Below are 25,588 nucleotides of genomic sequence, written 5' to 3'. Positions count from 1 at the left end.
GTTGTCAATAAGTGACGTTGACCCACCCTAACGCGAAACTTTTTGCCACCGCCCGTCCGGGCTGGTTACGCTGTGGTTTCAGCCTGCTGATACGGGGACTGTTCGCAGCTGCGCCCTCGGCCCGGCCGCGGCGGCGGGTCGCGAGGACGCGCTCGGCGGCGAACCGCCGAGCGACCGGAGGACCTCTCCCCGCCGGCCGGCGACTGCACACCAGCGAGAGGAACGAGCACCCCGTGGACCTCAGCACCCTCGGCACCGAGACCCGCAACGACAAGACCGGCGACCTTGACCGGATGTCTCCCACCGAGCTGCTTCTCGCGATGAACGACGAGGACCAGACGGTCGCCGACGCAGTCCGCCGGGCCGTGCCGGACATCGCCGCGGCCGTCGACGTCATAGTGGCGTCGCTTCGTCAGGGCGGACGGCTGATCTACCTAGGCGCGGGCACCAGCGGCCGGATCGGCATGCTCGACGCCGTCGAGATCCCACCCACCTTCGGTACGACGCCCGAGCGGGTCGTCGGCCTGCTCGCTGGCGGGGCACGAGCCTTCGGCGTCGCCGTCGAGGGAGCGGAGGACGACCCGACCCGCGCCGTCGCCGACCTCGACGCCGTCGGCCTGACCGCCCGCGACACAGTGGTCGGGCTCGCCGCGAGTGGCCGTACCCCGTACGTGGTCGGTGGGTTGGATCACGCCCGCGCGCTTGGCGCGGCGACCGTCTCGGTGGCCTGCAACACCGACGCGGTGACCAGCCGGCACGCCGACGTCGCCATCGAGGTGCCCACCGGCCCCGAGGTGCTCACCGGCTCCACCCGGCTCAAGGCCGGCACCGCCGAGAAGCTGGTCTGCAACATGCTCTCGACCGCCACGATGGCCCGGCTCGGCAAGGTGTACGGCAATCTGATGGTGGACATGAACGCCACCAACGAGAAGCTCGTCGACCGGGCGCGTCGAATCGTCGCCGAGGCCGCCGACACCGACCTCGACACGGCGGCGCGGGCGCTCGCGGCGGCGCACGGGCACGCCAAGACGGCCATCGTGCTGCTGCTGGCGAATTGCACGGCCGAGGAGGCAGCGGCCCGGCTGCGCGCCGCTGACGACGACGTCCGGGCGGCCGTCGCGGCCTGACCGATGGGGTTCGTCGTGGCGTCGTGACCGGGTCGGGGTGAGTGGTGGCTCGTTGCCCGGCTCGGGTCAGTCCTCCAGGTCGAACGTGAAGGTGCCCGCCTCGATGCGGTCGATGAGCTGGCTGACATCGTCGGCTTGCCGGATGGCGGTGTCCCACCCGTCGCTGGCGATGTCGACAAGCAGCACCGGGGCGGGGTCACGACCCAGGTCGAGGACGAGCTGTTCCCTGGAGCCGTCACCGCCGATGATCGCGATACCGGGGTGTGTGACGGTGGCCTGGTCCCACGCCTCGTGCAGCTCGAGCATCTCGCGCGGCGAATTGAGCCACACGTAGGCCTCGGTGGTCATCCAGCCTCGCCGGAACCACGACTCGCCCTGCAGGTAGGTGCGCCACGCCTCGGGCAGCGCCCGACCCAGGGCCTCCTCCGCGTCGGTGAACTCCTCGTCGGCGACCGGGCCCCGGTACTCGGCCTCCGCGATGATCGCGCCGACGATCTGGGCGTTGAATTCGTCAAGCTCCTCGGCGGGGACCCAGTACTCCAGCACGTCGCGGCCACCGGCCTGCCGCACCTCGTAGCGGTCCAGGTAGGAACGTCGCACGTCGAACCGGGTCACGTAACCGACGCCTCCGGCGGGGACGTTCCACTCGCGGGCGATCTTCGTGGCGTACCAGCGGTTGAGCACGGGGTAGAAGATCGGCTGGTCGGGCAGGCGTGGTGGCCAAGCCCGCCAGCCGGCCGCCGCCACGAGGTCAAGTTCGGCCTGGCCGGTGGGCCGCCACAGCGTGATCGTGTCGGAGGTGCTGATGGTCTGCTCCCTGTCAGTCCCGGTGATGGCGGCATGATGCCACCGCCCGACATTCTGGTGGTACGGGTTCCCCGGGTGGGGCCGCGGCTCGTGCCGGTGGCGATCACCTCTGTCGATGTCCACGATGTCGGCGTCGATCAGCACTGCGTCTGGGTCGAGAAGCCAAATTGACGAAGCGCCCCATCCACAGTGGACGGGGCGCTCCGCGGTGTCAGTGGAGCTGTGTGTCCGGAACCGTTCGGTCCTCGTCCGCGTCGCCGTCGGAGGAGTTGGCCAGCTCGATCCGGGGGGACCGATCCGGCGGGAGGTGGGCGAAGTCGGCGATGACGACGACATCCACCTCTCCGTCGATCATCGTCTGCTCGACGGTCTCCCACGAGGCCCGCATGATTCCTGCGAATCGGTAGGAGTGTCGGTGAAGGTGGCTGAGACACCTCGCGACGGCGGGCTCCGACGGCTCGATGTGGGCGGGGATCCAGATAACGGCGATTTCCATGAACCTCTCCTGATCAACGTCGTGGACGCGAGTGGGTGATCAGGAGTTGCCGGGGCGGGGGAGGACCCCGCTCGACGGGACGGCTGGTAGCGCGCATGTCGACGGCGGTGACGGTGAGCCCTGGCCGCAGCGGCGAGTTGGGCGGCGACGCTTCGGCTGTTGACGTGGGTGAATCAGCGCCGCCGGCGCCGACGCCGGTCGGCGCGGACGCGAGCGCCAACACGAACGCCGGTGGCCCCGGCGCGGGACGGGCAGGCGGGTTGGGCCGCTGTCCGGTGACGGCGGTCATCGTCGCCCGCGCCTGCTTCGACGCCCGGCCATCGGACGTGCCGTGGCCGGCGTCCCGGCGCGTCGTCGCCAACACCCGTGCCGACGATGCCGGCGACGGACGTGCGGCAACGCGTGCCCCTGAGGACGCCGAGGTCGACGCGGGTGTGGCCTGCGGCGATCGGGTACGGGCCGGCCGGCTTGGCCGGGCGGTGGAGGGTGTGGCCGACGCCGTCGGCAGCGGAACGGCCGTCGGCAGCGGAACGGCCGTCGGCAGCGGCAGGGGGTCCGTCGTCGGCAGCGGCAGCGGCAGGGAGACGACCGCTGTCGGCAGGGGCGGGGGGACGGTCAGCTCCACCTCGACCACGTCGGCCACCGAAACCTTGATGGCCTCCGGCGAGGTGGCGATCTCCACCAGCGGGAGACGCGGCGGCGACGGGGTGTCTGCGTGAGCGGGGTTGGCACCCAGCGCCGCGCCGAGCGCCACCGCGCCGAGCGCCACCGGGGGGAGGCTGTGCCTCAGCCGCATCAGACGGAGGCCGGTGGGGTCGCCAGGTCTGCCCGGCCCGGCTCACCGGTGCGGTGCCACCGGCCGAGCTGTTGCCCCTCGCGCCCTGCCGTTACCTCCATGCGCGGGTTCTTGCCCCGGGGAACCGTGGGCTACACCCTCTGTCGATATCTTCGGTGACCGATGTGGACCGACCGGGAGCCGAGCTGGTCGGTTCACACCCGGGCCACGGTGGGTGTCGGGGTGGGGTCGAGCGGCAGGTCACGCATTCGGCGGATCGGCGTCGACAGGTAGATGATCGGGGACAGCACTGTGAGCGCACCGAAGATCAGCAGGGTGGTCCGGGCGCCGAGTGGCCCGGCCAGGATGCCGGCGAGCAGGGCGCCGACCGGGATGGCGCCCCAGGAGACGAACTTGACAGTGGCGATCACCCGGGACAGCAGCTCCGGTGGGCTGGCGAGCATTCGGTACGTGCGGGTGGTCACGCTGAGCACCACAGTGGAGCTGGCCAGGATGACGTTTCCGATGGCGAAGGCCAGGAATGCGGCGGCGCCGGTGCCCAGCGGGATGATGAGCGCGCCGCCCACGCTGACGACGGCCGCGATGATCAGGCCACGGGCGGTGCCGAAACGATCGGTGAAGCGGGTGGTCAGCGCGGCGCCGATGAGCGAGCCGAGGCCGTCGGCGGCGATCAACAGCCCGATCATGAGCGGCGGGGCGTGCAGCTCACGCGCCAGGTAGAACGGGAACAGGGCGAGCATGGCGCCGCTGACGAAGTTCGTCGCGGTGGCGTCCCACATGGCCGGTCCGATGATCGGGTGCCGGAGCACGAAGTGCCAGCCCTCGCGGATCATCGTGACCATCGGCGGCCGCTCGGCCGGTCGCTGCACCCGCCGGGCCGGCAGGGTGCGCAGCAACGTGGCGGAGAGCAGGTAGCTGACGGCGTCCACGAACAGCGTCGGCACCGCACCCAGCACCTGCACCGCGAGACCGCCCAGGGATGGCCCGCCCAGCGCGGTGGCGGCATGCGTGCCGGAGGTGAGGCTGTTGCGGGCCTGCAACTGTGCGGCCGGGACGATCTCCGGCAGGAAGGTCTGGTTCGCCACGTCGAACAGCACGTTGGCGAAGCTCACCACCAGGGCGACAGCGATCAGCTGGGCCACCGTCAGCATGTCGAACCACCAGGCCAGCGGGACCGACGCGATGGCGAGGGCCCGGACCAGATCCAGGGCGACCTGCATGCCGCGCAGTGGCAGGCGCTGCACGATCACGCCGGCCGGCAGGCTGATCAGCAGGTACGCCAGATAGCCCGCCGCCGTGATCAGACCCATCTCGAAGGCCGACGCGTGGAGCACTGTCAGCGCGGTCAGCGGTAGCGCCAGTGTGCCGACCGCCGAGCCGAGTTGGCTGGTCGTGCCGGCGACCCACCACCGCCAGAATGCAGTAAGTCCCATAATGGAACTCACTATAGGGGCGTACGGGAGGCGGCGTCGACCCCGTCGATGCGGGATCGACCGAGAACGGGCCGCCTATCCCGCTCGGCGCACCATTTCGCTGATCCAGGTGGGCGCGAACGGAGACGTACAGCCGGGGGAGGTGGGGTAGTCCCTGAGCACCTGGAGGCGTTCGCCGATGTCGATCGCCCGGGCGCGGTGCTCGGCGTGCGCGATGCCGATCTGTGCCAGGCAGTGGTTCATCGCCCACTGCAGGCGATCCGGCGCGTCCTTCATCTCGGCCTCGATCACAGTGAGCAGCCCCGGGAGGTCGAGACTCTCGGGCTTCTTCGTCACGCGTTCGGTGGTCAGCGCCCAGCCGGCACTCGCGACCACGGGATCCGGGTCGGCGAACCAGGCCAGCCGCAGTTCCTCGGAGTGCGGGCTCTTCTTCACCACGTAGTTCAGGAGCCAGTCGTGCACCTTCGGGGCGCGCGCCTCGCGCAACATGACGTCCAACTCGTCCCGCTCGAACGCCCGGGGACGGCAGATCAGGATCGCCAGCAGCCGCGCCGAGGCGTCACCCGTCGCCCAGAGCTGGCGTGCGAGATCGTGCTGCGTCTTCAGCCGCTTCGCCAGCGCCCGAAGCGCGCCGAGGTGCACACCATGATCGTCGCCGTGTCTGGCGTTCACCTCCCGTGCCTTCGGGTCCTCCAGCGCGACCAGTTCGGCCGTCACCTCGGCCAGCATCGTGGTAGCCATCGCAGCCTCCTGCCCATCGGAACGGGACGTTTCACACTCGCGTAACGGGTATCCAGGCGTACCAGTGCGACCGGCGGTGAACAGCTTCACGGAGTGAGGGGGCACCTATCATGCCTGATCCACAGCCCACCATCGTGCTCGTGCACGGCGCGTTCGCCGAGTCGGCGAGCTGGAACGGTGTGCTTGAGCGGCTGGGTTCGGCGTACAACTCGGTGGCCGTCGCGAACCCGCTGCGCAGCGTCGCGGGCGACGCCGCGTACGTGCGGGATGTCGTCCGGGGGATCGGCGGTCCTGTCGTCCTCGTCGGCCACTCGTACGGGGGCATGGTGATCACGCAGGCCGCGGCCGACGACACCTCGGTGCGGGCCCTCGTGTACGTCAACGCCTTAGCCCCGGACACCGGTGAGTCGGCATTGATGCTGTCGGCGAAGTTCCCCGGCAGCACCCTCGCCGACACGCTGGTGCAGTACCCGGTGTCCACCGGCGGCAACGAGGTGGCGATCGGCCAGGACCAGTACCACGCGCAGTTCTGCGCGGACGCGTCGGACGACATGGCCGCGCTGATGGCCCGGACCCAGCGGCCGATCACCGAAGAGGGCCTGGGCGGCAAGCTCACCGGCGACCCCGCCTGGCGATCGCTGCCGAGCTGGTTCGTGTTCGGGGACGCTGACAAGAACATCCCGGTCGACGCACACCGTTTCATGGCCGAGCGGGCCAACCCCCGGGGGCAACGCGAGATCGTCGGTGGATCGCACGCGATGGCGGTGGCCCGGCCGAGCGAGGTCGCCGAGACGATCATCGAGGCGGTTCGGGGCGTGAGCTGACGGTTCGGACGGCCGGTTGGCGGTGGGCCGACGACGAGAGGTCGCCGGCCCACCCCTGCCTGCTGGCCTACCGAACCCGTAGTTGCTGTTGGACCGCTGCGGTGGGGGCGTGGGCCGGGTCACCGGAGTAGGCGACGTGCACCGGGTACACCCCTGCGGGCAGCCCGTCGGTCGGCAGCTCGACGACGGCCGCGCCACCGCGGAGCGGAACCACCCGCGTGGTTCCGCCGAAGGTGACGGCGACTTCGCCGGTCACCTTCGGAGCCTTCCGGTGCGCAGACTGTGCCCGTACGTCGACGGTCAGCGTGAACGTGCCACCGTGCGCGACCGAGGCCGGCGTGGCCTTCGCCTTCACCGCGACCCGTGCCGGGCCCGCAGGCGTCAGGGTGACCTGGGCCGAGCGGAACTTGCTCGGATCGACGACCGACGTCGCCACGACGGTGAACGAGGACGCGGTCTCCGCGGCGGCGACCGTGAGCAGCCCTGTCGTGGAGATGGTGGTGCCGGTGGAGGTCGCACCCTGCACCGACCACGTCACCGCCGGGCTCACACCCTCGTTGGTGGTCACCTGGGCGGTGAACTGCCTTTCCCAGTTCCAGCCCTTCGTCAGGTTCACCGTCGCGGGCGTCACCAACACGGAGTCGACCCCCGACCACAGGTGGTCCCGGGCGAAGATGGTGAACAGTTGGCCGGCCGTCATCCCGTCGTGCGCGCCGGGGACCTGGGTCGTCGCGGCTGCGTAGCCCCGGGCCCGGAAGTTGTCAGCGATGGCGTTCTGGGCGTTGAGGTTGCCCTCGAAGACGCCGTTGCCGAGGAAGACGGAGAGGTCATCGTCCCCGACCGCGTTCGCGATGGTGTCGTAGTCCTGGGTGGTGAGCGACGGGTTGCCGGAGAAGTGTCCGTAGAACGCGAAGGTGGTCGGGTAGTTCCTGATGACGACGCCGCCCGTCATCCCGCCGTACGAGAACCCGGCGTAGGCCCGCCCGGAGCGCTCGGTCGAGACGTTGTAGCTGCTCTCGATGAGGGGCAGGATCGTCTGGACCAGGTTGTTGGCCGCGTTGGTCTGGTTGTAGGACGCGAAGCCGAGGCTGGTGCCGGTGAAGTGGTTGCCCATGGTGACGACCACCGTCGGCTCGATCTCGCCCCTGGCCGTCATGTTGTCCAGGATGTTCGGGACGTTCGCGGGGACCATGAAGTCGGTCTCGTCGCCGAAGATGCCGTGGGCGAGATACGCGACCTTGTACGGCTCAGCGCGGTTGGCGTCGTAGTTGGCCGGCAGGTAGACACCGAGGTAGTGGCCGCTGTCGCCCAGGATCGTGGTGTACGGGACGTACCGGACGGTTCCGCGCTTCGCGCGGTCGGCCACCGGCAACTCGTAGTCCGCACGCGCCTTCAGCACCGGGTCGTTCTGCTTCTTGGCGTACGGCACGTGCACGGCATCGAGCACGTCGTTGTTCCTGACCCGGAACGAGGACTCGCCCGGCGGGCGAGGGTTCGTCGAGGCGGGGTCCCAGATGCGCTTGTTCTCCCAGCCCTGGGTCGGGTCCCAGACCCGGTACCAGTAGCTGAGGCCTCCGGCGTGCAGCGGGACCGAGACCGACCAGTTTCCCTTCGGGTCCCTGGTCATGTCCCGGAGGAACTCGGTGCCGCCCGCGTGGTAGCGCCCCGGCTGCCACTCTTCCGGCTGGTAGCGCGTGGTGCCGGTGTTGACGTCGAGCAGTGTCAGATCCCCGGCGAGGCGGACCTGGGTGGCGTGGGGATTACGGTAGACGAACGTGACCGTGTATCCGGTCGGTGAGCTGCGGTCCGCGTTGACCGTCGCGCCCGGCACGGGCGCGGGCCTGCCGGCGGCGGCAGCCGGCGTGGGGAGGACGGCCCCCGCACCGAGTGCTGTGAGCGCGAGGATCGAGATCGCAAGCCGGAGCCTGCGTCTTCCGGTCGTTTCCCTCATGCGCGAAGACTCCTTTGTGGTGGTCGCTCGTCGCGGTCTGGTCCGGTGCTGGGAGTTGAGGGCTCTGATGACAGCTAAATCGAATTAGCATCGGGAGTGTGACTGGGTGCTCCTTTCGATGTCAAGGGTGTCGAGGGCCGAGGCCGGCCAGCGCCTCGACGGGTGCGCCCCCCGTGGCCTGCGGGTTTTGCCAGCTGACCGCCGCTGGGATGGCAAGGTGAGGTCCATGGACAGGAAGCACGTCGAGGACTGGCTTGCCACCTACGAGCGGCTCTGGCGGACCCCGGGCACTGACGCACTGGTCACGCTCTTCACCGAGGACGCGAGCTATCAGCAGGGGCCGTACTGGACGCCCGTCGTCGGCCTGCCGGCCATCGCTCGGATGTGGGAGAAGCAGCGCGAGGGCCCCGACGAGGTGTTCCAGCTGACCACTGAGATCGTCGCGGTCGACAGTGACACCGCCGTGTCACGCCACGAGGTCCGCTACGGGGACCCGGTCGACAAGGAGTACCGCGACCTGTGGGTCATGCGGTTCGCTGACGACGGACGGTGCCGCTCATTCGAGGAGTGGCCGTTCTGGCCGGGACAGCAGCCCGCCGACCCGCCCGACGGTTCCTGACGGAAAGGTCGCGGCGGCGACGCCCCAGCCACCGAGGTAGGAGACCTGGCCGACACGCCGTCGGACCGGTCGCGCTACCTACAGTGAGCTGAGGCGTCACAGTGACGACGTCGACCCGTCAGACCGGCGCGGCCGGGCAGCTCGCGCCGATCGGCGGTGTGGTTCTGGTGATGAGGTATCGCTCCACCTGACGACGTGTGCACTCGGTCCGTGGGTAGCTGGCGTGGCCCGACCCCTCGTAGGTGACGAGGTGGCCCCGGCTGCCGAGTTGGCGTACCACCCGTTGAGCCCCGTCGTACGGGGTGGCCGGGTCGTACCGCCCGTTGAGCACCAGCAGCGGCGCGCTCGTCCGGACCCGCAGTTGACGTTGTGGGTTGGTCGCCGTCCAGCCCAGGCAGATCGCGCCGAAGCGGACCGCCAACGGGGAGGCACGCAGGTGCGGCGCGGCGGCGCGGGACAGTTCGAGGTACCGGTTCCAGTCGGCGAAGCCGTCGACCGGCAGCGACCAGTCCTGGCAGAACGCCGGTAGCGCGTACTCGGTCAGGTCCTCGTCGCCGTCGACCGGCACCATCGGGGACGCGAGCGCGGCGGGCTCACCGCGCTCCAGCGCGAGCAGCATGTTCGCGAGATCGGCCCAGGTCGCGTCGAAGAAGTTGACGAATGTCGCGAACCCAAGCTCGAACCAGGTCAGCGGGGTGCCGGTTGCCGCGTCGACAAGTGTGCCGGCATCGGCACGGCGCATCAGCCGGTCGTAGAGCGCCGGCACGTCGCGTCCGTGCAGGGCGCAACCGGTGCTCCGCTCGCACCAGGTCACGAACTCGTGGAAGAGCGCCTCGTTACTGGCCGCCCCGCTGCGGAAAATTTCCCTGACCCCCTGGCTGTGGTCCATCACGCTGTCCATCACCAGTGCGCGGACACGGTCGGGGAACAGCTCGGCGTAGGACTGCCCGATCAGGGTCCCGTAGGACCACTGATAGAAGCTCAGCTGCCGTTCACCGAGTGCGGCCCGGATGGCGTCCGTGTCGCGCGCGACGCTCACACTGTCCAGGTGGTCGAACAGTGGGCCACTGTTGGCGCGGCAGTCGTCGCGCAACTGGCGGTTGTAGGTGCGGAGCCGCTCGAACTCCGTCGCGTTGGCGGGTGCCAGTGCGGGATGCCGGGCCAGCAGCGCCGACGAGCAGCGCACCGGTGCGCTGCGGACAGTGCCCCGAGGGTCGAAGCCGATGATGTCGAAGCGGCGCAGCACGTCCGGGCCGAGCTGGCTGTCGGCCGTCAGCGCCACGTCCACACCGGACAGGCCCGGACCGCCGGGGTTGAAGACCAGGGCGCCGATGCGGGCGGCCGGGTCGGTGGCGGTGCGCCGGGCCAGCGCCAGCGGGAAGGTTTCCCCTCCCGGGCGGGCCCAGTCGACCGGCAGGCGCAGGGTGCCGCACCGTGTGCCCGGATCGTCGGGTCGTTCCGGGCACGCCTGCCACTCGATCCGCCCGCTCCAACCGCCGGTGGTGTCCGCGCTGGCCGGCCCGGCGCCGCCGGCCGACGGCATGGTGCCCGCGAGCGACGGTGGGGCGTTGAGTGACAGGGCGACGAGGACCGCGACGGCGGCCGAGAGGCTGCCGAGGAGCCTCCGTCGTCGACGGTCAACCCCGCGGGGAGGCCGGAAGGTGGTTCTCTTCGTGGTGAACATTCGTCCAGCCTGCCGACGCCCGGTCCACGTCGGATCCACGCCGGTCCGCGGACGCTCGGCGCAGGGCGTTCACCGGTACGCCTCAAGCCGCTCGGACAGCACCGCGGCCTGTGGATGGCCGACCCGGTCGAGGATCGCCAAGGCCTGCCGCCACAGGTCGACCGAGGTGTCGTTGTCGCCCACCGCCTGATGGGTGTCGCCGAGGCGGACGAGTGTGTCAGCCCTCCCGCACGGGTCCTGGACGTCGGAATAGAGCGCGAGCGCGCGCCGGTAGCAGTCCACAGCGTTCGGGTGTTTTCCGAGGCCGTGATAGGCGAATCCGAGGCTGTCCCAGGTGTGGGCCGCGCCGAGCCGGTCCTCGGCCTCCTCGTAGAGCGCGAGTGCCCGCTCGCAGTAGGTGACGGCGCGGGAGTGCTCGTCCAGCCGCGCGTGGCTCCAGCCGAGCGCGTTGAGCGCCGCCGCCTCGCCGCGCCGGTCGTCGGTGCTGCTGGCCAGCGCCAGCGCCTGCCTGGCGTGCGGCAGTGCCGCCGCGGCGTCGCCCTCGATGTCCGACAGCCAGGCGAGGTGCAGGTGGGTGCTGGCCTGCCCCGGTTGGTCGCCGGCCTGGTCGTACCGGGCCATGGCGCGCTGGAGGTGATGGTGGGCCGCACCGAACTGGCGGTGCTGGATGTGGGCCAGCGCGAGGTCCCGGTGGGCCAGCGCCTCGGCCCGTGGATCACTGCGGCGCTGCGCGACAGTGACCGCGATGGTCTGCACGGTGGCCAGGTCGTGCCACTGCGAGAGCCGGCTGAGCAGGGGAGTGAGGGCCTGGGCGAGCTGCCCGGCGTGGGCGTCGAAGCTGTGCGCGACCGCGTCGTCGACGGCGGCCAGCAGCACCCGCTGTTCGATGGTGAACCAGGCCAGCGCGGCCCGGTGGTCGGCGAACGCCGACGGTGACGCGTCGGCGGGCAGGGGCGGCGGATCGAGCGGCTGCCAGCCGGGGTCGACCAGCCTCGCCGCGTCCCGGGCGACAACCAGGTAATGGTCGAGCACACGCCGGCGGGCGGCGCTACGGTCGGCCGGGCGGTCGAGCGCGTGCGTCAGCTCCTCCCCGTAGGCGCGGAGCAGATCGTGACAGCGGAAGCGGTTGGGGGACGGCTCGGCGAGCAGGTTCGCCCGGGTCAATTCGTCGAGGGCCGGCCGGATCAGGTGCGGTGGCGCCCCGGCGAGGCTGGCTGCCGCCGCCGCGCTGACGTCCGGGGCGGGGTGCAGGCTGATCTGCCGGAACAGTCGGGCCGCGTCCGCGCTGAGCAGTCGGTACGACCAGGAGAGGACAGTGCGCACGTCGGTGGCGGCGTCGTCGGTGGTCAGGGCGGCGAGCCCGCCCCGGCTCGCCGCCAGATCGTCGGCGATGGCCTGGAGCGGAAACGTGGGCCGGGCGGCGGCTCGCGCGGCCACGATGGACAGTGCCAGGGGCAACCGCGCGGTACGTCTGACCAGCTCGTCCACCGCTGCCGGCTGGGCGGCGGCCCGCTGCGCACCCAGTCGACGGACGAGCAGTTGGCGCGCCTCGTCGTCGCTGGGCAGTTCCAGCGCGAGGGGATGGGCGCCATCGCTGGCGACCAGGCCGGGCAGGGTGTGGCGACTCGTCACGAGCACGCCGCAACGGGTCGACCCCGGAAGCAGCGGCCGCACCTGTTCCGCGTCGCGGGCGTTGTCGAGCAGCACGAGCAGCCGCCGGTCTGCGGTCAGGCTGCGGTACAGGGCGAACTGGGCCGCCGGCTCCGCGGGGATCTCCAGGGGTTTCACACCCAGGGCGGGCAGAAGCGAGCGTACGACGACGGCCGAGGGCGACGCCTCCTGGGGCGTGGTGCCGAATCCACCCAGGTCGACGTGGAGCTGCCCGTCGGGGAAGTGATGCAGGTTGTCGTGCGCCCAGCGCAGCGCCAGCCAGCTTTTCCCGACGCCGCCCGTACCGGTGATGACGGCGGTGCTGGCCGGGCTGGAGTCACCGAGCAGCAGCGTGGTGAGCCGGGCCAGCTCCCCGGCCCGACCGGTGAACAACGTCGGCGGGGCCGGCAGTTGCCGGGGGACGATTCGGGGCGGGGTTCTTTCCGGTGGCGGCGGATCGGAGGTCAACAGCTCCCGCTCCGCCCGCAGGATGCGGGTGTGCAGGTGTTGGAGATCGGGACCGGGCTCGACTCCCACCTCCTCGGCGAGGAGGTGGCGGAGCTGCCGGTACGTCGCCAGCGCGTCGGCCCGTCGGCCGGTCCGTGCCAGGGCCACCATCAGTTGCCCCCATGGGCGCTCGCGCAGCGGATCGTCGTCGACCTGGCTCCGCAGCGGTTCGATCAGCTCGTGATGGCGTCCGGCGCGCAGCTGGAGGTCCGCTACCTCTTCCACCAGGCTCGACCGCTGCTCCTGCAGCCGCGCTCGGACGGAGAGCAACACCCCCCAGCCAGGGAGGCCCGCGAACGGTTCCCCACGCCAGAGCGCCAACGCGGCCTCGAACGACTCCTGGGCGGCTGACCAGTGACCCTGCCGAAGCGCGGAATACCCGCGCTGGGCCAGATCGTCGAAGGCCACGCTGTCCACCGTCAGCCCGTCCAGGGCGAGGCGGTAGCCGGTCGGCCCGGCGAGGATGGCGGGGTCGGGGAAGCCGGGTGAGCGCAGCGCCCGGCGCAACGCCCAGACATAGGTCTTCACGTTGCCGGCTGCCGTCTTCGGTGGGCGCCCCTGCCACAGCTCGTCGACGAGCTGGTCGATGGACCACCCGGTGCCCGGCTGCGACATGAGCACGGCCAGGAGGCGCACCTGCATCGGCGTGCCGAGGGCCAGCCGTTCCCCGCAGGCCGACCGGACCTCGACCGGCCCGAGCAGTTGGTACCGCGCCGCCGGTGGCGCCCCCGCGGGGTCCATCGCCTCATCGTAGGGGCCCGAATGGTTCCGGCTCATCGGCTGGACGGCCGCTGCCCACGCCCGCCTCCTGGTGTGCTGCGTCACGCAGGTGGGCATGGTCAGGACGTTGGGTGCCGCGGGGGTGGCTGCTAGAGTCGAGATTGTTGCGGCCGCAAATTTATCAGCGGCAAATACTTTGGGAAGGATGCCTCCGATGACCAAGCTCTCCGTCATCTACTACTCGTCCACCGGAACCCTCCACGCCATGGCCAAGCGCCTCGCCGAGGCTGGCGAGAAGGCGGGCGCCGAGGTGCGGCTGCGTCAGGTTCCGGAGCTCGCACCGGCCGAGGCCATCGCCTCCAACGCCGCCTGGAGCCAGCACTTCGACGCCACCAAGAACGAGCCGAAGGCGACCGCCGATGACGTCGTCTGGGCGGACGCGGTGCTGTTCGGCACGCCCACCCGTTACGGCAACGTCGCCAGCCAGCTCAAGCAGTTCATCGACACCCTCGGCCCGCAGTGGGCGCAGGGGCTGCTCGCCGACAAGGTGTACGCCGGCTTCACCGCGTCCATGACCGCGCACGGCGGCCAGGAGTCGACCCTTCTGGCGCTCTACAACACCGTCCACCACTTCGGCGGTCTGGTCGTCGCCCCGGGTTACACCGACCCGCTGAAGTTCGCCGACGGCAACCCGTACGGCGTCTCGCACGTCACGGGCGGAAGCAACGACGCCCCGCTGGGTGATGCCCAGTTCGCTGCCCTCGACCACATGGCCGAGCGGGTCGTCAAGATCGCCGGGAAGCTCAGCGCCTGATCGCGCTGGCGCCGTAACCGAGCACCGCGTCGACGCGGTGCTCGGCTGGGCGAGGGCCGGTCTCCCGCGAGGGGAGGCCGGCCCTCGGCGTCCTCACACCGCGATCGCCGCGATGACGGCAAGCGGCCGATGCTCGTCGGTGCCGGGTCGCCGGAGGCGTTCGACCTCCCGGAAGCCGGCCCGGCCGAGTCGCTCGGAGATCTCGTCGACCGGCCAGCGGTAGGCGGTCAGGACCTTGTGGTCGAAGGCGCCGACCTCATCGGCGTCGAAGACGCCCAGGACCAACCGTCCGGCCGGGCCCAGCACCCGCCGGAACTCCTTGAGCATGCCGTCGAACTCCGGCGGCGGAAGATGAATCAACGAGTACCAGGCCAGGATGCCGTTGATGGAGCCCTCGGCCACGTCAAGGGATTCCATCGAACCGATGTGGAACTCGACGCCCGGGTGGGACGCCCGCGCATGCGCAATGAACTCGGGGACCAGGTCGATCCCCATCGCGTCGACGCCCAGCTCGCACAGGTAACTGGTGAGGTGGCCGGGCCCACACCCCAGATCGAGCACCCGGCCGGGCCGGCTGCCCAGGTGTCGTCTGATGAGGACGAGGTCGTCGGTGTCCACCTGCTGGCCCGTGCCGAACATCTCGATGTAGAGCTTCGCGACGGACGTGTAAGCCTGTCGCACCGTGTCCGTTTCCATCGCGGCACTATACGGAACGCCGCCTCCGACGCCTCTGTCCCAGCTCGGCCTGGGTGCAAGGACGGCGTTTGCGCTCTGTGGCTAATGCGGTTAGCCTTTAGCTAATCACGTTAGCTGCGTTGGAGGGCGTCATGACCGAACACCTGAGCATTGCCGGCAACACCATCGCCTACGAGGTGACCGGGCAGGGCCCACTGGTCGTCCTGGCACACGGCATGGGCGACAGCCGGCACTCCTACCGGTTCCTCGCGCCGGCCCTTGCCGCGGCCGGATACCGGGTCGCCAACGTCGACATCCGCGGCTGCGGCGACTCCAGCCTCGGCTGGGACGGCTACAGCCGCACCGACATCGCGGGTGATCTCCTCGCCGTCGTGCGCCACCTCGGCGGACCGGCCGTGATCATCGGGCAATCGATCAGCGGCGGTGCGGCGACCATCGCGGCCGCCACCGCGCCCGAGCTGATCGTCGGCGTCATCGAGCTGGCGCCGTTCACCCGCGCACAGTCCTTCGACCTTGGCGGGTTGCTGCGGGTGAAGCGTTTCCGGGCCGGCTTCACCCAACTGGCGCAGGTCCTCCTGCGTGGAAGCCTGGCGAACTGGCGCAGGTACCTCGACCTGGCGATCCCCACAAAGCCCGCCGACTGGCACAGCGAGCTGGCGCGCATCGAGGTCAAGATGAGTGAGCCAGGCCGGATGAAGGTCCTCCAGGCCATGGCCAAGACCAGCCCGGCCGACGCCGGTCGGCAACTGTCCAAGGTCACCTCTCCGGTCCTCGTGATCCAGGGCAGCGCCGACCCCGACTGGGCCGACCCGCGAGCCGAGGGCGAGCGCATCATCGCCGACCTGCCGCGAGGGCTCGGCGACCTGGCTGTCATCGAGGGCGTCGGCCACTACCCGCACGTCGAGACGCCCGACGAGGTCCTCTCCCTGGCCCTGCCCTTCCTCGCCCGGACGCTGACCAGTGCCTAAGGCCCGGCTCACCCCGGCATCGGTCACCGAGGCCGCAGCCGCGCTGGTCGACGAGGTCGGCTTCGACAACCTCAGCATGGGTCTGCTCGCCGAACGGCTCGGGGTCAAGACCCCCTCGCTCTACAAGCACGTCACCAGCCAGGCCGAGCTGGCGCACCGGATCGCCGTCCTGGCCATGACCGAGGCCGGCGACACCATCCGCGACGCCATCCAGGGCCGGTCCGGCAGCGATGCCCTCGCCGTCGGCGCGCAGGCGATGCGGACGTACGTGCGGGAACACCCCGGCCGGTACGCGGCCGCCAACGCCACCCGTCCGACCGGCCCCGACGACCCGTTCATCCCGGCCAGCGAGCGGGTGCTCGCCTCCTGGGCGGCCATGCTGAGCGGATACGGCCTGGATCCCGGCCAGGAGATCCACGCCATGCGGACGCTGCGCAGCGTCCTGCACGGCTTCGCCACGCTGGAGGTGGCCGGTGGATTCCAGATCGACGCGTCCGTCGACGAGAGCTTCACCTGGCTGATCAACTTCATCGACCAGGGCCTTCGCGCCGGCACCGCCAGCGGCGGCGACGCCGCCCGCTGACACCCTGTCGCCGCGCCCCGCACCGGCTGCCTCGCCGTGCGGTGCCTACCCCTGGCAGGGAGTGGTTGGGGCCGGCAGGGCTCGCGATACTTCGAGTCATGAACGCGAGAGGACAGCTCGGCGAATTCCTCCAGGCCCGGCGCTCCCAGCTGCGGCCGGAGGACACCGGCGTGGCGACGTACGGTGAGCGGCGTCGCGTTCGAGGGCTGCGCCGGGAGGAGTTGGCACTGCTGGCCGGGGTGAGCGTTTCGTACTACACCCGGTTGGAGCAGGGGCAGGCCGTGAACGCCTCACCGGAGGTTCTCGACGCGCTTGCCCGGGCACTGCGACTCGACGACGCGGAACGCCGCCATCTGGGCGAGCTGGCGGCCGGCACCCGCCGTCGGCCGACCGTACGTCGCCCGGCCCCGGAGCGAGTTAGCCCGGCGGTACGCCAGCTCATCGCGACGCTCGGTGACGTACCCGTTGTGGTGCTCGGTCGTCGCGCCGACGTGCTTGCCTGGAACACCGCCGGTCATGCCCTGTTCGCCGGCCACCTGAACCCGGAGATCCCGGAGCGGCCGAACCAGTACCCGAACATGGCACGGCTGGTGTTCCTGGACGCGCACACCCGCGACCTGTACGCGGACTGGCCTGCCAAGGCCCGCGCGGTGGTGGCGACGTTGCGGATGGCTTCCGGGCAGCACCCGGACGACCCGCTGATGGCCGCGTTGGTCGGTGAGCTGACGGTGCGGAGTCCGCAGTTCGCCGCCCTGTGGGCCGACCACCGGGTGAAGGCCGGTGGCGACACCGTCTACCAGATGTATCACCCACTGGTCGGTGCCATGGACGTGACACAGCAGACCCTGCGTACCGAGGACGGCCAGAGCGTTGTCGTCGCCACCACCGAGCCCGGCTCGGCATCCCACGCCGCGATGACGTTGCTCGTGCACGGCGCCGTCACCACCCGTGCCGGTGCTCAGCACCCGCTCGTCAGGCGCGAGTAGCACCGTCCCCATTGGTTCGACACGAGGTGCTCCGCAAGGAGCACCGGACCCGTCGCGCCCTTTTCCAGCCCACCGATGTGAAGTAAGGACAGAAATGCGCAAGAGAACGATGACAGTCGCAGTCGCTGTCGCAGTAGCGGGGTTCGGCGTCGTGACGGTCGTACCGTCAAGCGCCGCGCGGGCCACCACCGCGTCGGCTCTCACCGTCGGGCCGACCCGAGCGTCGACAGCGGCGCCCTCGCGGATCGCGGTCCACTTCGACCTGGCGAAGGGGCAGTTGCCGGAGAACGTCGCGCTCGGCCCGGACGGCACCGCCTACGTCACCTTCGCCGCCGCCCGACAGGTCGCAGCGGTCAGCCCGTCCGGCGAGACGCGGGTCCTGGCAACGCTGCCGGCCCCGGCCGATGGCGGCGTCAACACGCCGGTGCTCGCGTTCGCGCTGACCACGGGCATCGTCCGAATGAGCGATGGCACCCTCTACGTCCTCTACGCAAGCGGCGATGCCGCCACCACGGGGCTGTACCGGCTGCGTCCCGGCGGGTCCCCGCACCGCATCGCGGCCCTGCCGGCCGACGGGCTCCCCAACGGCCTGGCGTTCGAGGCGGAGACGAAGAGGTTCTACCTCACGGACTCGGTGCTCGGCACGATCTCGACAGTTCCCCTGAAAGGCGGCCGTGCCGAGGTGTGGTCCTCGGCGCCCGAGCTCGCCGCGGCGGGCTTCCTCGGTGCCAACGGCATCAAGGTACGCGCCGGCGCGGTCTGGGCGACCAACCTCGACCAGGGCACGCTGCTGCGCATTCCGTTGCGGCACGGCCGACCTGGGCCGGTCCGGGTGGCGGCGACCGGTCTGGTCGGCATCGACGACTTCGCCTTCGTCGGTGCCGGTGACCACCAGGTCATCGCCACACTGAACGGACCGAACGCGGTGGTGAGCATCGACGCGGCCGGCCGCTCCCGGCCGCTGATGACCGCCGCCGACGGGTTGCAGAACCCGACCTCGGTGGCCGTGCGCGGTCGCACCGTCTACGTGCTCAGCGCCGCGTACAGCACCGGAATCGACCCGAACCTGGCGGTGGCCACCCTGCCGCTCCGCTGAGCCGTCCCCCGCCCGGGGATCCCCATCAGTCATTGGGGCGGTTCGCTCGATGCTGAACGCTCGGGTCGCCTGCCACAGTCAACAACTGTGGCAGGCGACCCGAGGGCTCCCGGCCAGCGGGGGAGGAGCGTGGCGGTCACGGCGCGGCCCGGAGGTGCGGCCGCTCGCTTGCCGACCCTTCGGGCCTGCTCGGGCGTCGCTGGCCGAGGTGGAAGGCAACCGCCGCGGCCAGCGCGGTCACGACGATCAGCGCGGCGAAGGCCGGGTGCATGTCCCTGGACAGGCTCGGGGCGCGGTCGGGCCCGATGGCCCAGAGGATCAGCGGGGCAGCGTAGGCGGTGGCGAGAGCGATCGTCCAGCGGCGTGGTCCGTGGAGGCGGGCGTGCCGCAGGCTGACGGTCAGCGCAAGGACGACCGGGACGAGGGCCAGCATGGCGAACTGGCCGACGACCAGGATGGGGACCGCCCAGATCGAGATGATGACGGTCCGCTCGACGCGCCGGGAAGGCGAGGTGGGGGGCATTGTCGTCGCCGTCATCGGGTCGGGTTGGTGTTCGCGGGACGCCACGCCAACCAGCCGCGGCACAGCACGTAGGCAGCCGCGACGACGGCGACGAGCCCGAAGTCGATGATGGCCGACAGGCGTGCCTCGGGGACGTCTCCGATCGACGCGCCGAACACGACGAGCGCGGCCTTGCCGACGAGCACGATCTCCCAGACGCCGGCCGCCTGACGGGGCCTGGCCGCGAGCAGGGCGAAGAGCGCCGTGAAGATGCCGAAGCTGGAGACTCGCCAGCCTTCGATGAACAGGCGCTCGTCGCTGGCGTTGATGGTCAGGAGTACGCCGTTGACGAACGCGACGCCGGTGGCGACGGCTGCGAGGGCTGCCAGCCCACGGCCGGCGAGGTCGGCGTGGTGGGTGGGGGCGGCGTTGTCGATTCGGGTAGCAGTGGCGGTGGCCATGCTCAGCCTCCATCTCTAGAAACGGCTGTGAACTTACAGGCGTTAACTTACGCGCTCGCCTAACGCATGTAAAGTCATGTGGTGACCACACCGAGAACGCGGGTCCGCAACAAGCGCGGCGAAGGTGCCCAACTGCGCGACGAGATCGTCGATGCCGCGATGGCGCTCCTGGAGGATGGCTCCCCGCAGAACGTGACACTGCGGGGGATCGCCCGGCGGGCCGGCATCTCCGCACCGTCGATCTATCCGCACTTCCCGGACCTGGATTCGATACTGCTCGCTGTCGCACAACGCGCGTTCGGCGTCCTGGAGCAGGAGTTGGGCGCACCGAATGAGACGGATCCGGTCGAGCGCCTGCGCGCGATCTGCGTGGCCTACCTGACGTTCGCCGAACGCCGGCCCCATCAGTACCGGGTGATGTTCGGTGCCGTCTGGGATGCCGGGCAGGCCCTTGAGCGGGCCCCGGCCATGGCCGACGAACTCGCCGTGCTCGGCATGGGAGCCTTCGAGGTCTTCCGGCGTACGCTCGCCGACTGCGTTGCGGCGGGACGGTCGACCAGCACGGACCCCTTCGGCGACGCGACGGCGCTCTGGGTCGGGCTGCACGGATTCGCCCAGCTCCAGGTGGCGACGCCGTTGTTCCCCTGGCCGCCGGGGCTGCGCGACTCCATCATCGACCGGATGGCGCTGCTGCGCTGAGCGGCCGATCAGGCGTACGCCAGCAGGAAGTCGACGGTGCCCGTACCGCCGGGTTGACCGGCTGGGACGGGCAGGCCCGGCTCGCTGTTCAGGACGTAGAACCCGCCGCCGCCGATCAGGCGGGGCGTCACGGCCAGCATCTGCGCGGCCATGGCCGCTCCGGTCGGCCGCACGACGCTGTCCAGCAGGAGCCGGAAGAGGTTTCCGTTCAGGTTCGCGACGTGCAGAACCCGGTACGAGCGCGGGGCGGGCAGGCCGGTGCTCGTCAGGCCCCAGATCGGCACGATCTGGTTGCGCCACCGGGCCGGGTCGTTGCTGATCGCGCTGTCGTGGTTGTTCAGCTGCGTCTGGATCCCCGAGTGGATCCCGGCCAGGTGGATGTGGAGCTGGTCCTGCTGACGGATCGTGGGGTCGGCCGAGTTGACGCCCAGCCCGAGGTGGGGATAGACGACGTGCCCCGGCTGCCCCGGCTGGGCGTTGTTCCAGGCGTCCAGCCAGTAGTTCGGCGCGTTGGCGGTGGTGATGAACGGACACTCGATGCCGCTGATCCGGCAACTGGGCACGAGCAGGAAGTCGTGGTTCGAGCCCGACCCGCCATTGAGGATGACGTACGTGGAAGTGGTCCGCAGGCACTGGGGGAATGGCGGGCCCGTCTTTGTGCCCTCGCAGACCTGGACCCGGTCCCACAGGTCGTACCTGCCGCCGGTGTCGGTGGGGTAGCCGCACAGGGCCGAGGGTGTGGGGCAGACCGCTGCGCCGGGGTCGCCGGGTGTCGAGGGGGACGGCGCGGGGGTCGGGCCGCCGTCGGCCAACGCCCGGTCCGTACCGACCAGTCCCAGCAGTCCAGTGGCGCCGGCGGTCCCGGAGAGTCTGACGAACTGACGCCGTGGCATTCCGCCCATCGTCACCCTCCGTGGTTTGCCGTGCCGAGGCGAACATGAACGTGTCGAGATTAGGGCGATAGCCGGCATTCGACGCAACGGCCGGCGAACGGGTCGCCTGATCGTGTCGCTGTCGTGCGACGATTTCCGCGTGGCAGAGACTGCGGCGACGTTGACCGAGATCCGTACCCGGATCGACGAGCTGGATCGGGAACTGGTCGGCCTGCTCGCCCGACGGGAAGCGCTGGTTCGGCAGGCCGCCCCGCTCAAGAGCGACGGCCAGGCGGTCCGTGCGCCGGACCGGGTGGCGCAGGTGGTGGCCCGGGTCCGCACGTTGGCCAGCGAGGCCGGCGCGGACCCGGATCTGATCGAGCGGATCTACCGGGGCATGATCCAGGCCTTCATCGACATGGAGACCGACGAGCACCACCGCATCATCGGCGGGTCGGCGCCGACGGCGCGGTGATCGCCCGGGACGTGCGCGTTCAGATGGCGGGGCTGCTCCCACCGTCCGCGCTCGCCAAGGCGGGCGGCGCGTAGCCGAGCTCGTACGAGATCTTGTTGGCGGTCTCCAGGAGCAGCGGAAGATTGCTCTTGAGTTGGTCGAGGCTTGCGATGACCTCGATCGCCGTGATCGAGGCGGCGGCGATGACCTGCCCCCGTGAATCCCTGATCGGCGCGGCCACGCACATCACGTACGCGTCGTGCTCGCCGTTGTCCACGGCCCAGCCGCACCCGTTGATGCGGGCGAGTTCGGCTTCCAGGGAGTCGTGGTCGGTGAAGGTGGTGTCGGTGAATTTCTCGAAGACGACGTGCGAGAGAAGGCGGTCGCGTTCCTGGCGGGGAAGGTAGGCCAGGATCGTCTTGCCCACAGCGCTCGCGTAGATGGACACCGCGCGTCCCACCCGCGAGGGGAGCTTGACGGCGTCGAAGGCCGGGCTGTCCACCTTGTCGATATAGATGATCTCGTCGCCGGTCAGTTGTGCCAGGTGTACGGTGTGGCCGGTCGCGCGTTGCAGCGCACGCAGGTGTGCGGCCGCGGGCTGGCGGAGGTCCATCGAGCCGAGCGCGAGCTCGGACAACTCGATCAGGCCGCTGCCGAGCACGTAGGTGCCCGCGCCCGTCCGGCGGACGAAGCGCGCGGACTCCAGTGTCTGCAGGATGCGCAGGGCTGTGGACTTGTGGACGCCGAGCACGTCCGCAGCCTCCGTAAGGGACAGCGGGTGCTCCGCGGATCGACGGATGAGGTCGATCGCGCGGCGGATTGATTGCGCCAAGGCTGTGTCTCCCCTCGCGCGACGGGCCTGCCGTCGCTGTCATTGCACATGATGCAACATAGATGACGCGATGCGCAATCGCCACTTGACACCGTTGCACATGACGCTACGATCGTTGCAATTTCATCGGCTTGACGCCAACTCGTAACAGTGGAGTAACGATGGGTAATAAGCGCGCTCATTTCGGCATCGCCAGTGCGACCTGTGCCCTCGGTTTGGTCGCCACCCTCCTGACCGGTTGCGGCTCGGGCGGCGATTCCGGCGACGGCGTCACCAAACTGACCTTCGCCGCCTCGACCTTCGGCGACCCGGGCCGCGGGCCCCTGTTGACGAAGTGGCTCGACGAGTTCAACCAGAGCCAGAGCAAGGTCCAGGTGTCCGCCGCCGCGGTGCCGTACCCGACCTTCGGCCAGACCGTGCTCACGCAGATGGGCAGCGGCAAGGGCCCCGACCTGGTCCGCTTCGACATGCCCGAGTTCGAGGCGGCCTCCGACGCCGGCCTCATCGCGCCGCTGGACAAGGTGATCGACGCCAGCAAGTACGACCTGCTCAAGCAGCCGGACCAGTTCATGGTTCACGACGGTGTCCGGCACGGAGTCATCTTCGAAGCGTCGAACTACGCGATGTTCTACAACGCGGACCTGATCCCGACGCCGCCGAGCACCTACGAGCAGTTCACCTCCACCGCGAAGTCGCTGACCAAGGGCGATGTCTTCGGCCTGGCGTTCCGTCAGACGGAGGCCGAGGAGGCCGGCGTCTGGCAGGACATCTTCAACTACGTCTACGGCTTCGGCGGGGCGTGGTCCGACGGCAAGAACCTGACCATCAACTCCGCGGAGAACCTCAAGGGCCTGCAGGCGTTCAAGGACCTGTACGACGCGAACGTGATTCCGCGCGGAGCAGACGCGGCCACCTTCCGGCGGATGTTCGCCGAGGGCAAGGTCGGGATGGAGCTCAACAACGGCGGCTACGTGACCGCCACCCGCGGCCAGAACGCCAAGCTGAACTTCAACGTCGCGCCCATCCCGTTCCCGGTCCGCAAGCAGGGCGCGATCCTCGCACCGATCGTGATCAACGAGGCGAGCGAGGGCAAGGACGAGGCCGGCACCTTCATCAAGTGGGCGCTGGAGCCGCAGAACCAGGTCAAGCTGCAGGAGATCCTCGGCGCGAGCAGCGTGGCCACCACCACGCAGCGCAGCGCGGAGGCGCTCAAGGCGACCCCGTTCCTGCCCGTCTTCGACGGACTCACCGAGACCAGCCTGCCGCAGATCGTGCTGGGATTCGAGGCCAAGACGCCGGACATCCGCAAGGTGGTCGTGCAGAACGTGGTCGCGGCACTGCAGGGCAAGGCCGACCTCAAGTCGGCACTGGATCGCGCCCAGCAGCAGGCGAGCGAACTGGTCCGCTGACCGCTCGACACGGCGACGCTGCCGGCGCAACGATCCGTGCGCCGGCAGCGTCCTTCCCCCAGAAGGATCGAACCCGATGACTGTGGTCGAGCAGACCGGAGCACCGAAGACAACATCCCCAGGCCGGCCCCGGCGTCGGCCCAGCCCGTTGGGCAGCAAGTGGACGCCGTACCTCTTCCTGGCTCCCGCCGCCCTGTTCATCCTCGTCTTCCAGGCGGTACCCCTCGTTCAGGAGGTGTACCTCAGCTTCACCAGGACGAGGCTGCTCAACCCCACCCGCAGCGAGTGGGTCGGGCTCGACAACTTCAAACGGATCTTCGGTGACCCCGAGTTCCACAGCACCCTGCTGATCACCGTCGTCTACGTGATCACCTGTGTGGTCGTCGCGATCGGCGCCGGGCTTGCCGTCGCGCTCCTGCTCAACAAGAAGTTTCGCGGCCGTGGCGTGGCACGGGCACTGGTGACGGTCCCCTGGGCGGCTCCGGGCATCGCGGTCGCGCTCATCGCCACCTGGATGCTCAACGCGCAGTACGGCATCGTGAACCGCTTCCTCGACGCGGTAGGGCTCGGCGTCCCCGGGGGCGCCATCCTGGACAGCTCGCGCTACGCGCTCCCCGCGGTGCTCGCCACGACCATCTGGCAGTTGTTCCCGTTCACCTCCGTGGTGCTGCTCTCCGCCCTGCAGTCCGTTCCGCAGGACCTCAACGAGGCCGCGACAGTGGACGGCGCCGGACGGTGGGCCACCTTCCGGGCGGTCACCTGGCAGGTCATCAAGCCGACGGTGGGCCTGCTGGCCCTGCTGATGACGATCTGGTCGCTGCGGCGGTTCGAGCTGATCTGGCTGATGACCAAGGGCGGGCCGGTGGGCGCCACCGAGACGCTGGTCATCGACCTCTACTCGCAGGCGTTCGACTCGAAGGAACTCGGATCGGCGGCGGCCATCGGAATGGTCGGCGTCGTCATCTCGCTCATCGTCATCATCGGCAGCCGCCTGGTCGCCCGTGCCGTGGAGAAGGGGGACGTCCGATGAGACGCTTCCGATTCGGTGTCACCGCACGGATCGTCGCCGTGCTCGTCGTGCTGGGCGTCGCGGTGTTCCCGCTGTACTGGATGTTCGTCACCGCGCTGTCCAGCAACAGCGACCTCTTCGCCGATCAACCCCGGCTCACGCCCGACCTCGGCCAGTTTGGGGTCTTCGTGGACGCGCTCGCCGAGGGCAAGGCGGCCGGGTGGCTGCTGAACAGCCTGATCATCGCCGTCGGCACCATGGTGCTCTCCGTCGGCCTGGGCATCCCGCTGGGCTACGCGCTGTCCCGGTTCTCGTTCTGGGGCAAGGCCGTGCTGACCGTCGTGCTGCTGTTCACGCAGATGCTTCCCGAGGCACTCATGGTCGTCCCGCTGTTCGCGCTGTTCCGCCGCTTCGAACTGCTCGACTCGCTGACCGGCCTCGTCCTGGTGAACTCCGCCTTCGTCCTGCCGATCGTCGCGCTGATCCTCAAGGGCGCCATCGACGGAATCCCGAAGGAGTTGGAGGAGGCCGCCCGCGCCGACGGCGCCCGGCCCTTCACCACCCTGACCCGCATCAACGTGCCGCTCATCGCGCCGTCGATCGCGGCCACCGCGGTCATCGCCTTCTTCCACGCCTGGAACGAGTACGTGTTCGCGGTGACGTTCATCTTCAACCCCGACCTGCAGCCCGCCTCCGTCGGCATCGCGAACTTCATCGGCGAACTGGGTACACCGATCCAGACGGTGATGGCTGTCGCCTTCCTGTTCACGCTGCCGGCCGTCGCCTTCTACCTGTTGGTGCAGAAGTACGTGGTGTCCGGCATGACCGCCGGTGCGGTGAAGGGTTGAGCCG

Annotated in this window: 25 protein-coding genes and 1 pseudogene; 13 read left to right on the top strand and 13 right to left on the bottom strand. The window is 70.0% G+C overall.

The genetic code is table 11. The features are described from left to right. Positions 1 to 233: 233 nt before the first annotated feature. Entirely contained in the window at positions 234 to 1,127 is an 894-nt protein-coding gene (murQ, locus tag MED01_RS07950; protein ID WP_238667857.1) for an N-acetylmuramic acid 6-phosphate etherase, read from the top strand. Positions 1,128 to 1,586: 459 nt separating this feature from the next. On the opposite strand, the pseudogene MED01_RS07945 reads toward murQ, so the two are convergent. From MED01_RS07945 to MED01_RS07925, 5 genes and pseudogenes are all read right to left on the bottom strand, one after another. Then, positions 1,587 to 1,934 (bottom strand): annotated as a pseudogene (locus MED01_RS07945) (ADP-ribosylation/crystallin J1); the annotation flags it as partial. A 211-nt stretch (positions 1,935 to 2,145) separates the two neighbouring features. Further along, entirely contained in the window at positions 2,146 to 2,430 is a 285-nt protein-coding gene (locus MED01_RS07940; RefSeq protein WP_238667856.1) for a hypothetical protein, read from the bottom strand. Between the two features lie 13 nt (positions 2,431 to 2,443). Next, on the bottom strand, positions 2,444 to 3,199 hold the full coding sequence (locus MED01_RS07935; protein ID WP_238667855.1) for a hypothetical protein: 756 nt from the start codon (positions 3,197 to 3,199) through the stop codon (positions 2,444 to 2,446). Positions 3,200 to 3,420: 221 nt separating this feature from the next. Then, a complete protein-coding gene (locus MED01_RS07930; RefSeq protein WP_238667854.1) occupies positions 3,421 to 4,659 on the bottom strand; it encodes an MFS transporter in 1,239 nt (412 codons plus the stop codon). A gap of 75 nt (positions 4,660 to 4,734) precedes the next feature. Further along, the gene (locus tag MED01_RS07925) at positions 4,735 to 5,400 is read right to left on the bottom strand and encodes a DNA alkylation repair protein (protein ID WP_238667853.1); all 666 of its coding nucleotides are present in this window, start codon (positions 5,398 to 5,400) and stop codon (positions 4,735 to 4,737) included. A 110-nt stretch (positions 5,401 to 5,510) separates the two neighbouring features. Here MED01_RS07925 and MED01_RS07920 point away from each other — a divergent pair, with 110 nt between their 5' ends. Then, positions 5,511 to 6,224, top strand: a complete 714-nt coding sequence (locus MED01_RS07920) for an alpha/beta fold hydrolase (protein ID WP_238667852.1) — start codon at positions 5,511 to 5,513, stop codon at positions 6,222 to 6,224. Between the two features lie 67 nt (positions 6,225 to 6,291). Here MED01_RS07920 and MED01_RS07915 read toward each other — a convergent pair whose 3' ends face one another. Continuing rightward, positions 6,292 to 8,175, bottom strand: a complete 1,884-nt coding sequence (locus tag MED01_RS07915; RefSeq protein ID WP_238667851.1) for an alpha/beta hydrolase-fold protein — start codon at positions 8,173 to 8,175, stop codon at positions 6,292 to 6,294. A 226-nt stretch (positions 8,176 to 8,401) separates the two neighbouring features. Here MED01_RS07915 and MED01_RS07910 point away from each other — a divergent pair, with 226 nt between their 5' ends. Next, complete coding sequence (locus MED01_RS07910; RefSeq protein WP_238667850.1) at positions 8,402 to 8,794, top strand: YybH family protein; 393 nt, start codon at positions 8,402 to 8,404, stop codon at positions 8,792 to 8,794. A 118-nt stretch (positions 8,795 to 8,912) separates the two neighbouring features. Here the strand turns inward: MED01_RS07910 and MED01_RS07905 are convergent, their stop codons facing one another. Both MED01_RS07905 and MED01_RS07900 read right to left on the bottom strand, forming a co-directional pair. Then, a complete protein-coding gene (locus tag MED01_RS07905) occupies positions 8,913 to 10,478 on the bottom strand; it encodes an alpha/beta hydrolase (RefSeq protein WP_238667849.1) in 1,566 nt (521 codons plus the stop codon). Between the two features lie 69 nt (positions 10,479 to 10,547). Then, a complete protein-coding gene (locus MED01_RS07900; protein WP_238667848.1) occupies positions 10,548 to 13,376 on the bottom strand; it encodes an AfsR/SARP family transcriptional regulator in 2,829 nt (942 codons plus the stop codon). A gap of 184 nt (positions 13,377 to 13,560) precedes the next feature. Here MED01_RS07900 and wrbA point away from each other — a divergent pair, with 184 nt between their 5' ends. Continuing rightward, positions 13,561 to 14,169: an NAD(P)H:quinone oxidoreductase gene (gene wrbA, locus MED01_RS07895; RefSeq protein ID WP_091399821.1), complete on the top strand. Its 609-nt coding sequence runs from the start codon at positions 13,561 to 13,563 to the stop codon at positions 14,167 to 14,169. A 93-nt stretch (positions 14,170 to 14,262) separates the two neighbouring features. Here wrbA and MED01_RS07890 read toward each other — a convergent pair whose 3' ends face one another. After that, complete coding sequence (locus MED01_RS07890) at positions 14,263 to 14,865, bottom strand: class I SAM-dependent methyltransferase (RefSeq protein WP_238667847.1); 603 nt, start codon at positions 14,863 to 14,865, stop codon at positions 14,263 to 14,265. 131 nt (positions 14,866 to 14,996) lie between these two features. On the opposite strand from MED01_RS07890, the gene MED01_RS07885 reads away from it, so the two are divergent. The 4 genes from MED01_RS07885 (at position 14,997) to MED01_RS07870 (ending at position 18,498) form a co-directional block, all read left to right on the top strand. After that, complete coding sequence (locus MED01_RS07885) at positions 14,997 to 15,833, top strand: alpha/beta fold hydrolase (RefSeq protein WP_238667846.1); 837 nt, start codon at positions 14,997 to 14,999, stop codon at positions 15,831 to 15,833. Then, positions 15,826 to 16,416, top strand: coding sequence for a TetR/AcrR family transcriptional regulator (locus MED01_RS36040; RefSeq protein WP_238667845.1), 591 nt, complete (start codon positions 15,826 to 15,828; stop codon positions 16,414 to 16,416). Before MED01_RS07885 ends, MED01_RS36040 begins: the two co-directional genes overlap by 8 nt. A gap of 98 nt (positions 16,417 to 16,514) precedes the next feature. After that, positions 16,515 to 17,402 (top strand): helix-turn-helix transcriptional regulator, encoded by an 888-nt coding sequence (locus MED01_RS07875; protein WP_238667844.1) that lies wholly within the window; start codon positions 16,515 to 16,517, stop codon positions 17,400 to 17,402. A gap of 151 nt (positions 17,403 to 17,553) precedes the next feature. After that, positions 17,554 to 18,498 (top strand): SMP-30/gluconolactonase/LRE family protein, encoded by a 945-nt coding sequence (locus MED01_RS07870; RefSeq protein ID WP_238667843.1) that lies wholly within the window; start codon positions 17,554 to 17,556, stop codon positions 18,496 to 18,498. Positions 18,499 to 18,634: 136 nt separating this feature from the next. Here MED01_RS07870 and MED01_RS07865 read toward each other — a convergent pair whose 3' ends face one another. Both MED01_RS07865 and MED01_RS07860 read right to left on the bottom strand, forming a co-directional pair. Next, positions 18,635 to 19,021: a hypothetical protein gene (locus MED01_RS07865; protein WP_238667842.1), complete on the bottom strand. Its 387-nt coding sequence runs from the start codon at positions 19,019 to 19,021 to the stop codon at positions 18,635 to 18,637. Between the two features lie 11 nt (positions 19,022 to 19,032). Further along, the gene (locus MED01_RS07860) at positions 19,033 to 19,461 is read right to left on the bottom strand and encodes a hypothetical protein (RefSeq protein WP_238667841.1); all 429 of its coding nucleotides are present in this window, start codon (positions 19,459 to 19,461) and stop codon (positions 19,033 to 19,035) included. A gap of 81 nt (positions 19,462 to 19,542) precedes the next feature. On the opposite strand from MED01_RS07860, the gene MED01_RS07855 reads away from it, so the two are divergent. Then, positions 19,543 to 20,160 carry a TetR/AcrR family transcriptional regulator gene (locus tag MED01_RS07855; RefSeq protein ID WP_238667840.1) on the top strand — a complete coding sequence of 206 codons (618 nt, stop codon included), beginning with the start codon at positions 19,543 to 19,545 and terminating at the stop codon, positions 20,158 to 20,160. 8 nt (positions 20,161 to 20,168) lie between these two features. On the opposite strand, the gene MED01_RS07850 is transcribed toward MED01_RS07855, so the two are convergent. Beyond that, positions 20,169 to 21,053: a CDP-diacylglycerol diphosphatase gene (locus MED01_RS07850; protein ID WP_238667839.1), complete on the bottom strand. Its 885-nt coding sequence runs from the start codon at positions 21,051 to 21,053 to the stop codon at positions 20,169 to 20,171. Between the two features lie 139 nt (positions 21,054 to 21,192). Between MED01_RS07850 and MED01_RS07845 the strand changes: the two genes are divergently transcribed. Continuing rightward, a complete protein-coding gene (locus MED01_RS07845) occupies positions 21,193 to 21,507 on the top strand; it encodes a chorismate mutase (RefSeq protein WP_238667838.1) in 315 nt (104 codons plus the stop codon). Between the two features lie 19 nt (positions 21,508 to 21,526). On the opposite strand, the gene MED01_RS07840 is transcribed toward MED01_RS07845, so the two are convergent. Continuing rightward, on the bottom strand, positions 21,527 to 22,318 hold the full coding sequence (locus MED01_RS07840) for an IclR family transcriptional regulator (protein WP_238667837.1): 792 nt from the start codon (positions 22,316 to 22,318) through the stop codon (positions 21,527 to 21,529). 161 nt (positions 22,319 to 22,479) lie between these two features. On the opposite strand from MED01_RS07840, the gene MED01_RS07835 reads away from it, so the two are divergent. The 3 genes from MED01_RS07835 to MED01_RS07825 all read left to right on the top strand — a co-directional run bounded on the left by MED01_RS07835 (position 22,480) and on the right by MED01_RS07825 (position 25,584). Beyond that, positions 22,480 to 23,727 (top strand): ABC transporter substrate-binding protein, encoded by a 1,248-nt coding sequence (locus MED01_RS07835; protein WP_238667836.1) that lies wholly within the window; start codon positions 22,480 to 22,482, stop codon positions 23,725 to 23,727. A 76-nt stretch (positions 23,728 to 23,803) separates the two neighbouring features. After that, positions 23,804 to 24,757: a carbohydrate ABC transporter permease gene (locus tag MED01_RS07830; RefSeq protein WP_238667835.1), complete on the top strand. Its 954-nt coding sequence runs from the start codon at positions 23,804 to 23,806 to the stop codon at positions 24,755 to 24,757. Next, positions 24,754 to 25,584, top strand: a complete 831-nt coding sequence (locus MED01_RS07825; protein WP_091399805.1) for a carbohydrate ABC transporter permease — start codon at positions 24,754 to 24,756, stop codon at positions 25,582 to 25,584. Before MED01_RS07830 ends, MED01_RS07825 begins: the two co-directional genes overlap by 4 nt. Positions 25,585 to 25,588 lie beyond the last annotated feature (4 nt).

This window comes from Micromonospora alfalfae (assembly GCF_022230925.1).
Classification (GTDB): Bacteria; Actinomycetota; Actinomycetes; order Mycobacteriales; family Micromonosporaceae; genus Micromonospora; species Micromonospora alfalfae.
This window is presented reverse-complemented; position numbering and strand designations above follow the sequence as displayed.

Bases quoted from the DNA above. Each gene is read 5' to 3' on its own strand.
- MED01_RS07850 (WP_238667839.1), bottom strand. From the start codon at position 21,053: ATGCCACGGCGTCAGTTCGTCAGACTCTCCGGGACCGCCGGCGCCACT.
- MED01_RS07835 (WP_238667836.1), top strand. From the start codon at position 22,480: ATGGGTAATAAGCGCGCTCATTTCGGCATCGCCAGTGCGACCTGTGCC.
- MED01_RS07890 (WP_238667847.1), bottom strand. From the start codon at position 14,865: ATGGAAACGGACACGGTGCGACAGGCTTACACGTCCGTCGCGAAGCTC.
- MED01_RS07930 (WP_238667854.1), bottom strand. From the start codon at position 4,659: ATGGGACTTACTGCATTCTGGCGGTGGTGGGTCGCCGGCACGACCAGC.
- MED01_RS07910 (WP_238667850.1), top strand. From the start codon at position 8,402: ATGGACAGGAAGCACGTCGAGGACTGGCTTGCCACCTACGAGCGGCTC.
- MED01_RS07925 (WP_238667853.1), bottom strand. From the start codon at position 5,400: ATGGCTACCACGATGCTGGCCGAGGTGACGGCCGAACTGGTCGCGCTG.
- MED01_RS07875 (WP_238667844.1), top strand. From the start codon at position 16,515: ATGAACGCGAGAGGACAGCTCGGCGAATTCCTCCAGGCCCGGCGCTCC.
- MED01_RS07825 (WP_091399805.1), top strand. From the start codon at position 24,754: ATGAGACGCTTCCGATTCGGTGTCACCGCACGGATCGTCGCCGTGCTC.
- MED01_RS07860 (WP_238667841.1), bottom strand. From the start codon at position 19,461: ATGGCCACCGCCACTGCTACCCGAATCGACAACGCCGCCCCCACCCAC.
- MED01_RS07915 (WP_238667851.1), bottom strand. From the start codon at position 8,175: ATGAGGGAAACGACCGGAAGACGCAGGCTCCGGCTTGCGATCTCGATC.
- MED01_RS07900 (WP_238667848.1), bottom strand. From the start codon at position 13,376: ATGGACCCCGCGGGGGCGCCACCGGCGGCGCGGTACCAACTGCTCGGG.
- wrbA (WP_091399821.1), top strand. From the start codon at position 13,561: ATGCCTCCGATGACCAAGCTCTCCGTCATCTACTACTCGTCCACCGGA.
- MED01_RS07940 (WP_238667856.1), bottom strand. From the start codon at position 2,430: ATGGAAATCGCCGTTATCTGGATCCCCGCCCACATCGAGCCGTCGGAG.
- MED01_RS07885 (WP_238667846.1), top strand. From the start codon at position 14,997: ATGACCGAACACCTGAGCATTGCCGGCAACACCATCGCCTACGAGGTG.
- MED01_RS07830 (WP_238667835.1), top strand. From the start codon at position 23,804: ATGACTGTGGTCGAGCAGACCGGAGCACCGAAGACAACATCCCCAGGC.
- MED01_RS07905 (WP_238667849.1), bottom strand. From the start codon at position 10,478: ATGTTCACCACGAAGAGAACCACCTTCCGGCCTCCCCGCGGGGTTGAC.
- MED01_RS07920 (WP_238667852.1), top strand. From the start codon at position 5,511: ATGCCTGATCCACAGCCCACCATCGTGCTCGTGCACGGCGCGTTCGCC.
- MED01_RS07865 (WP_238667842.1), bottom strand. From the start codon at position 19,021: ATGCCCCCCACCTCGCCTTCCCGGCGCGTCGAGCGGACCGTCATCATC.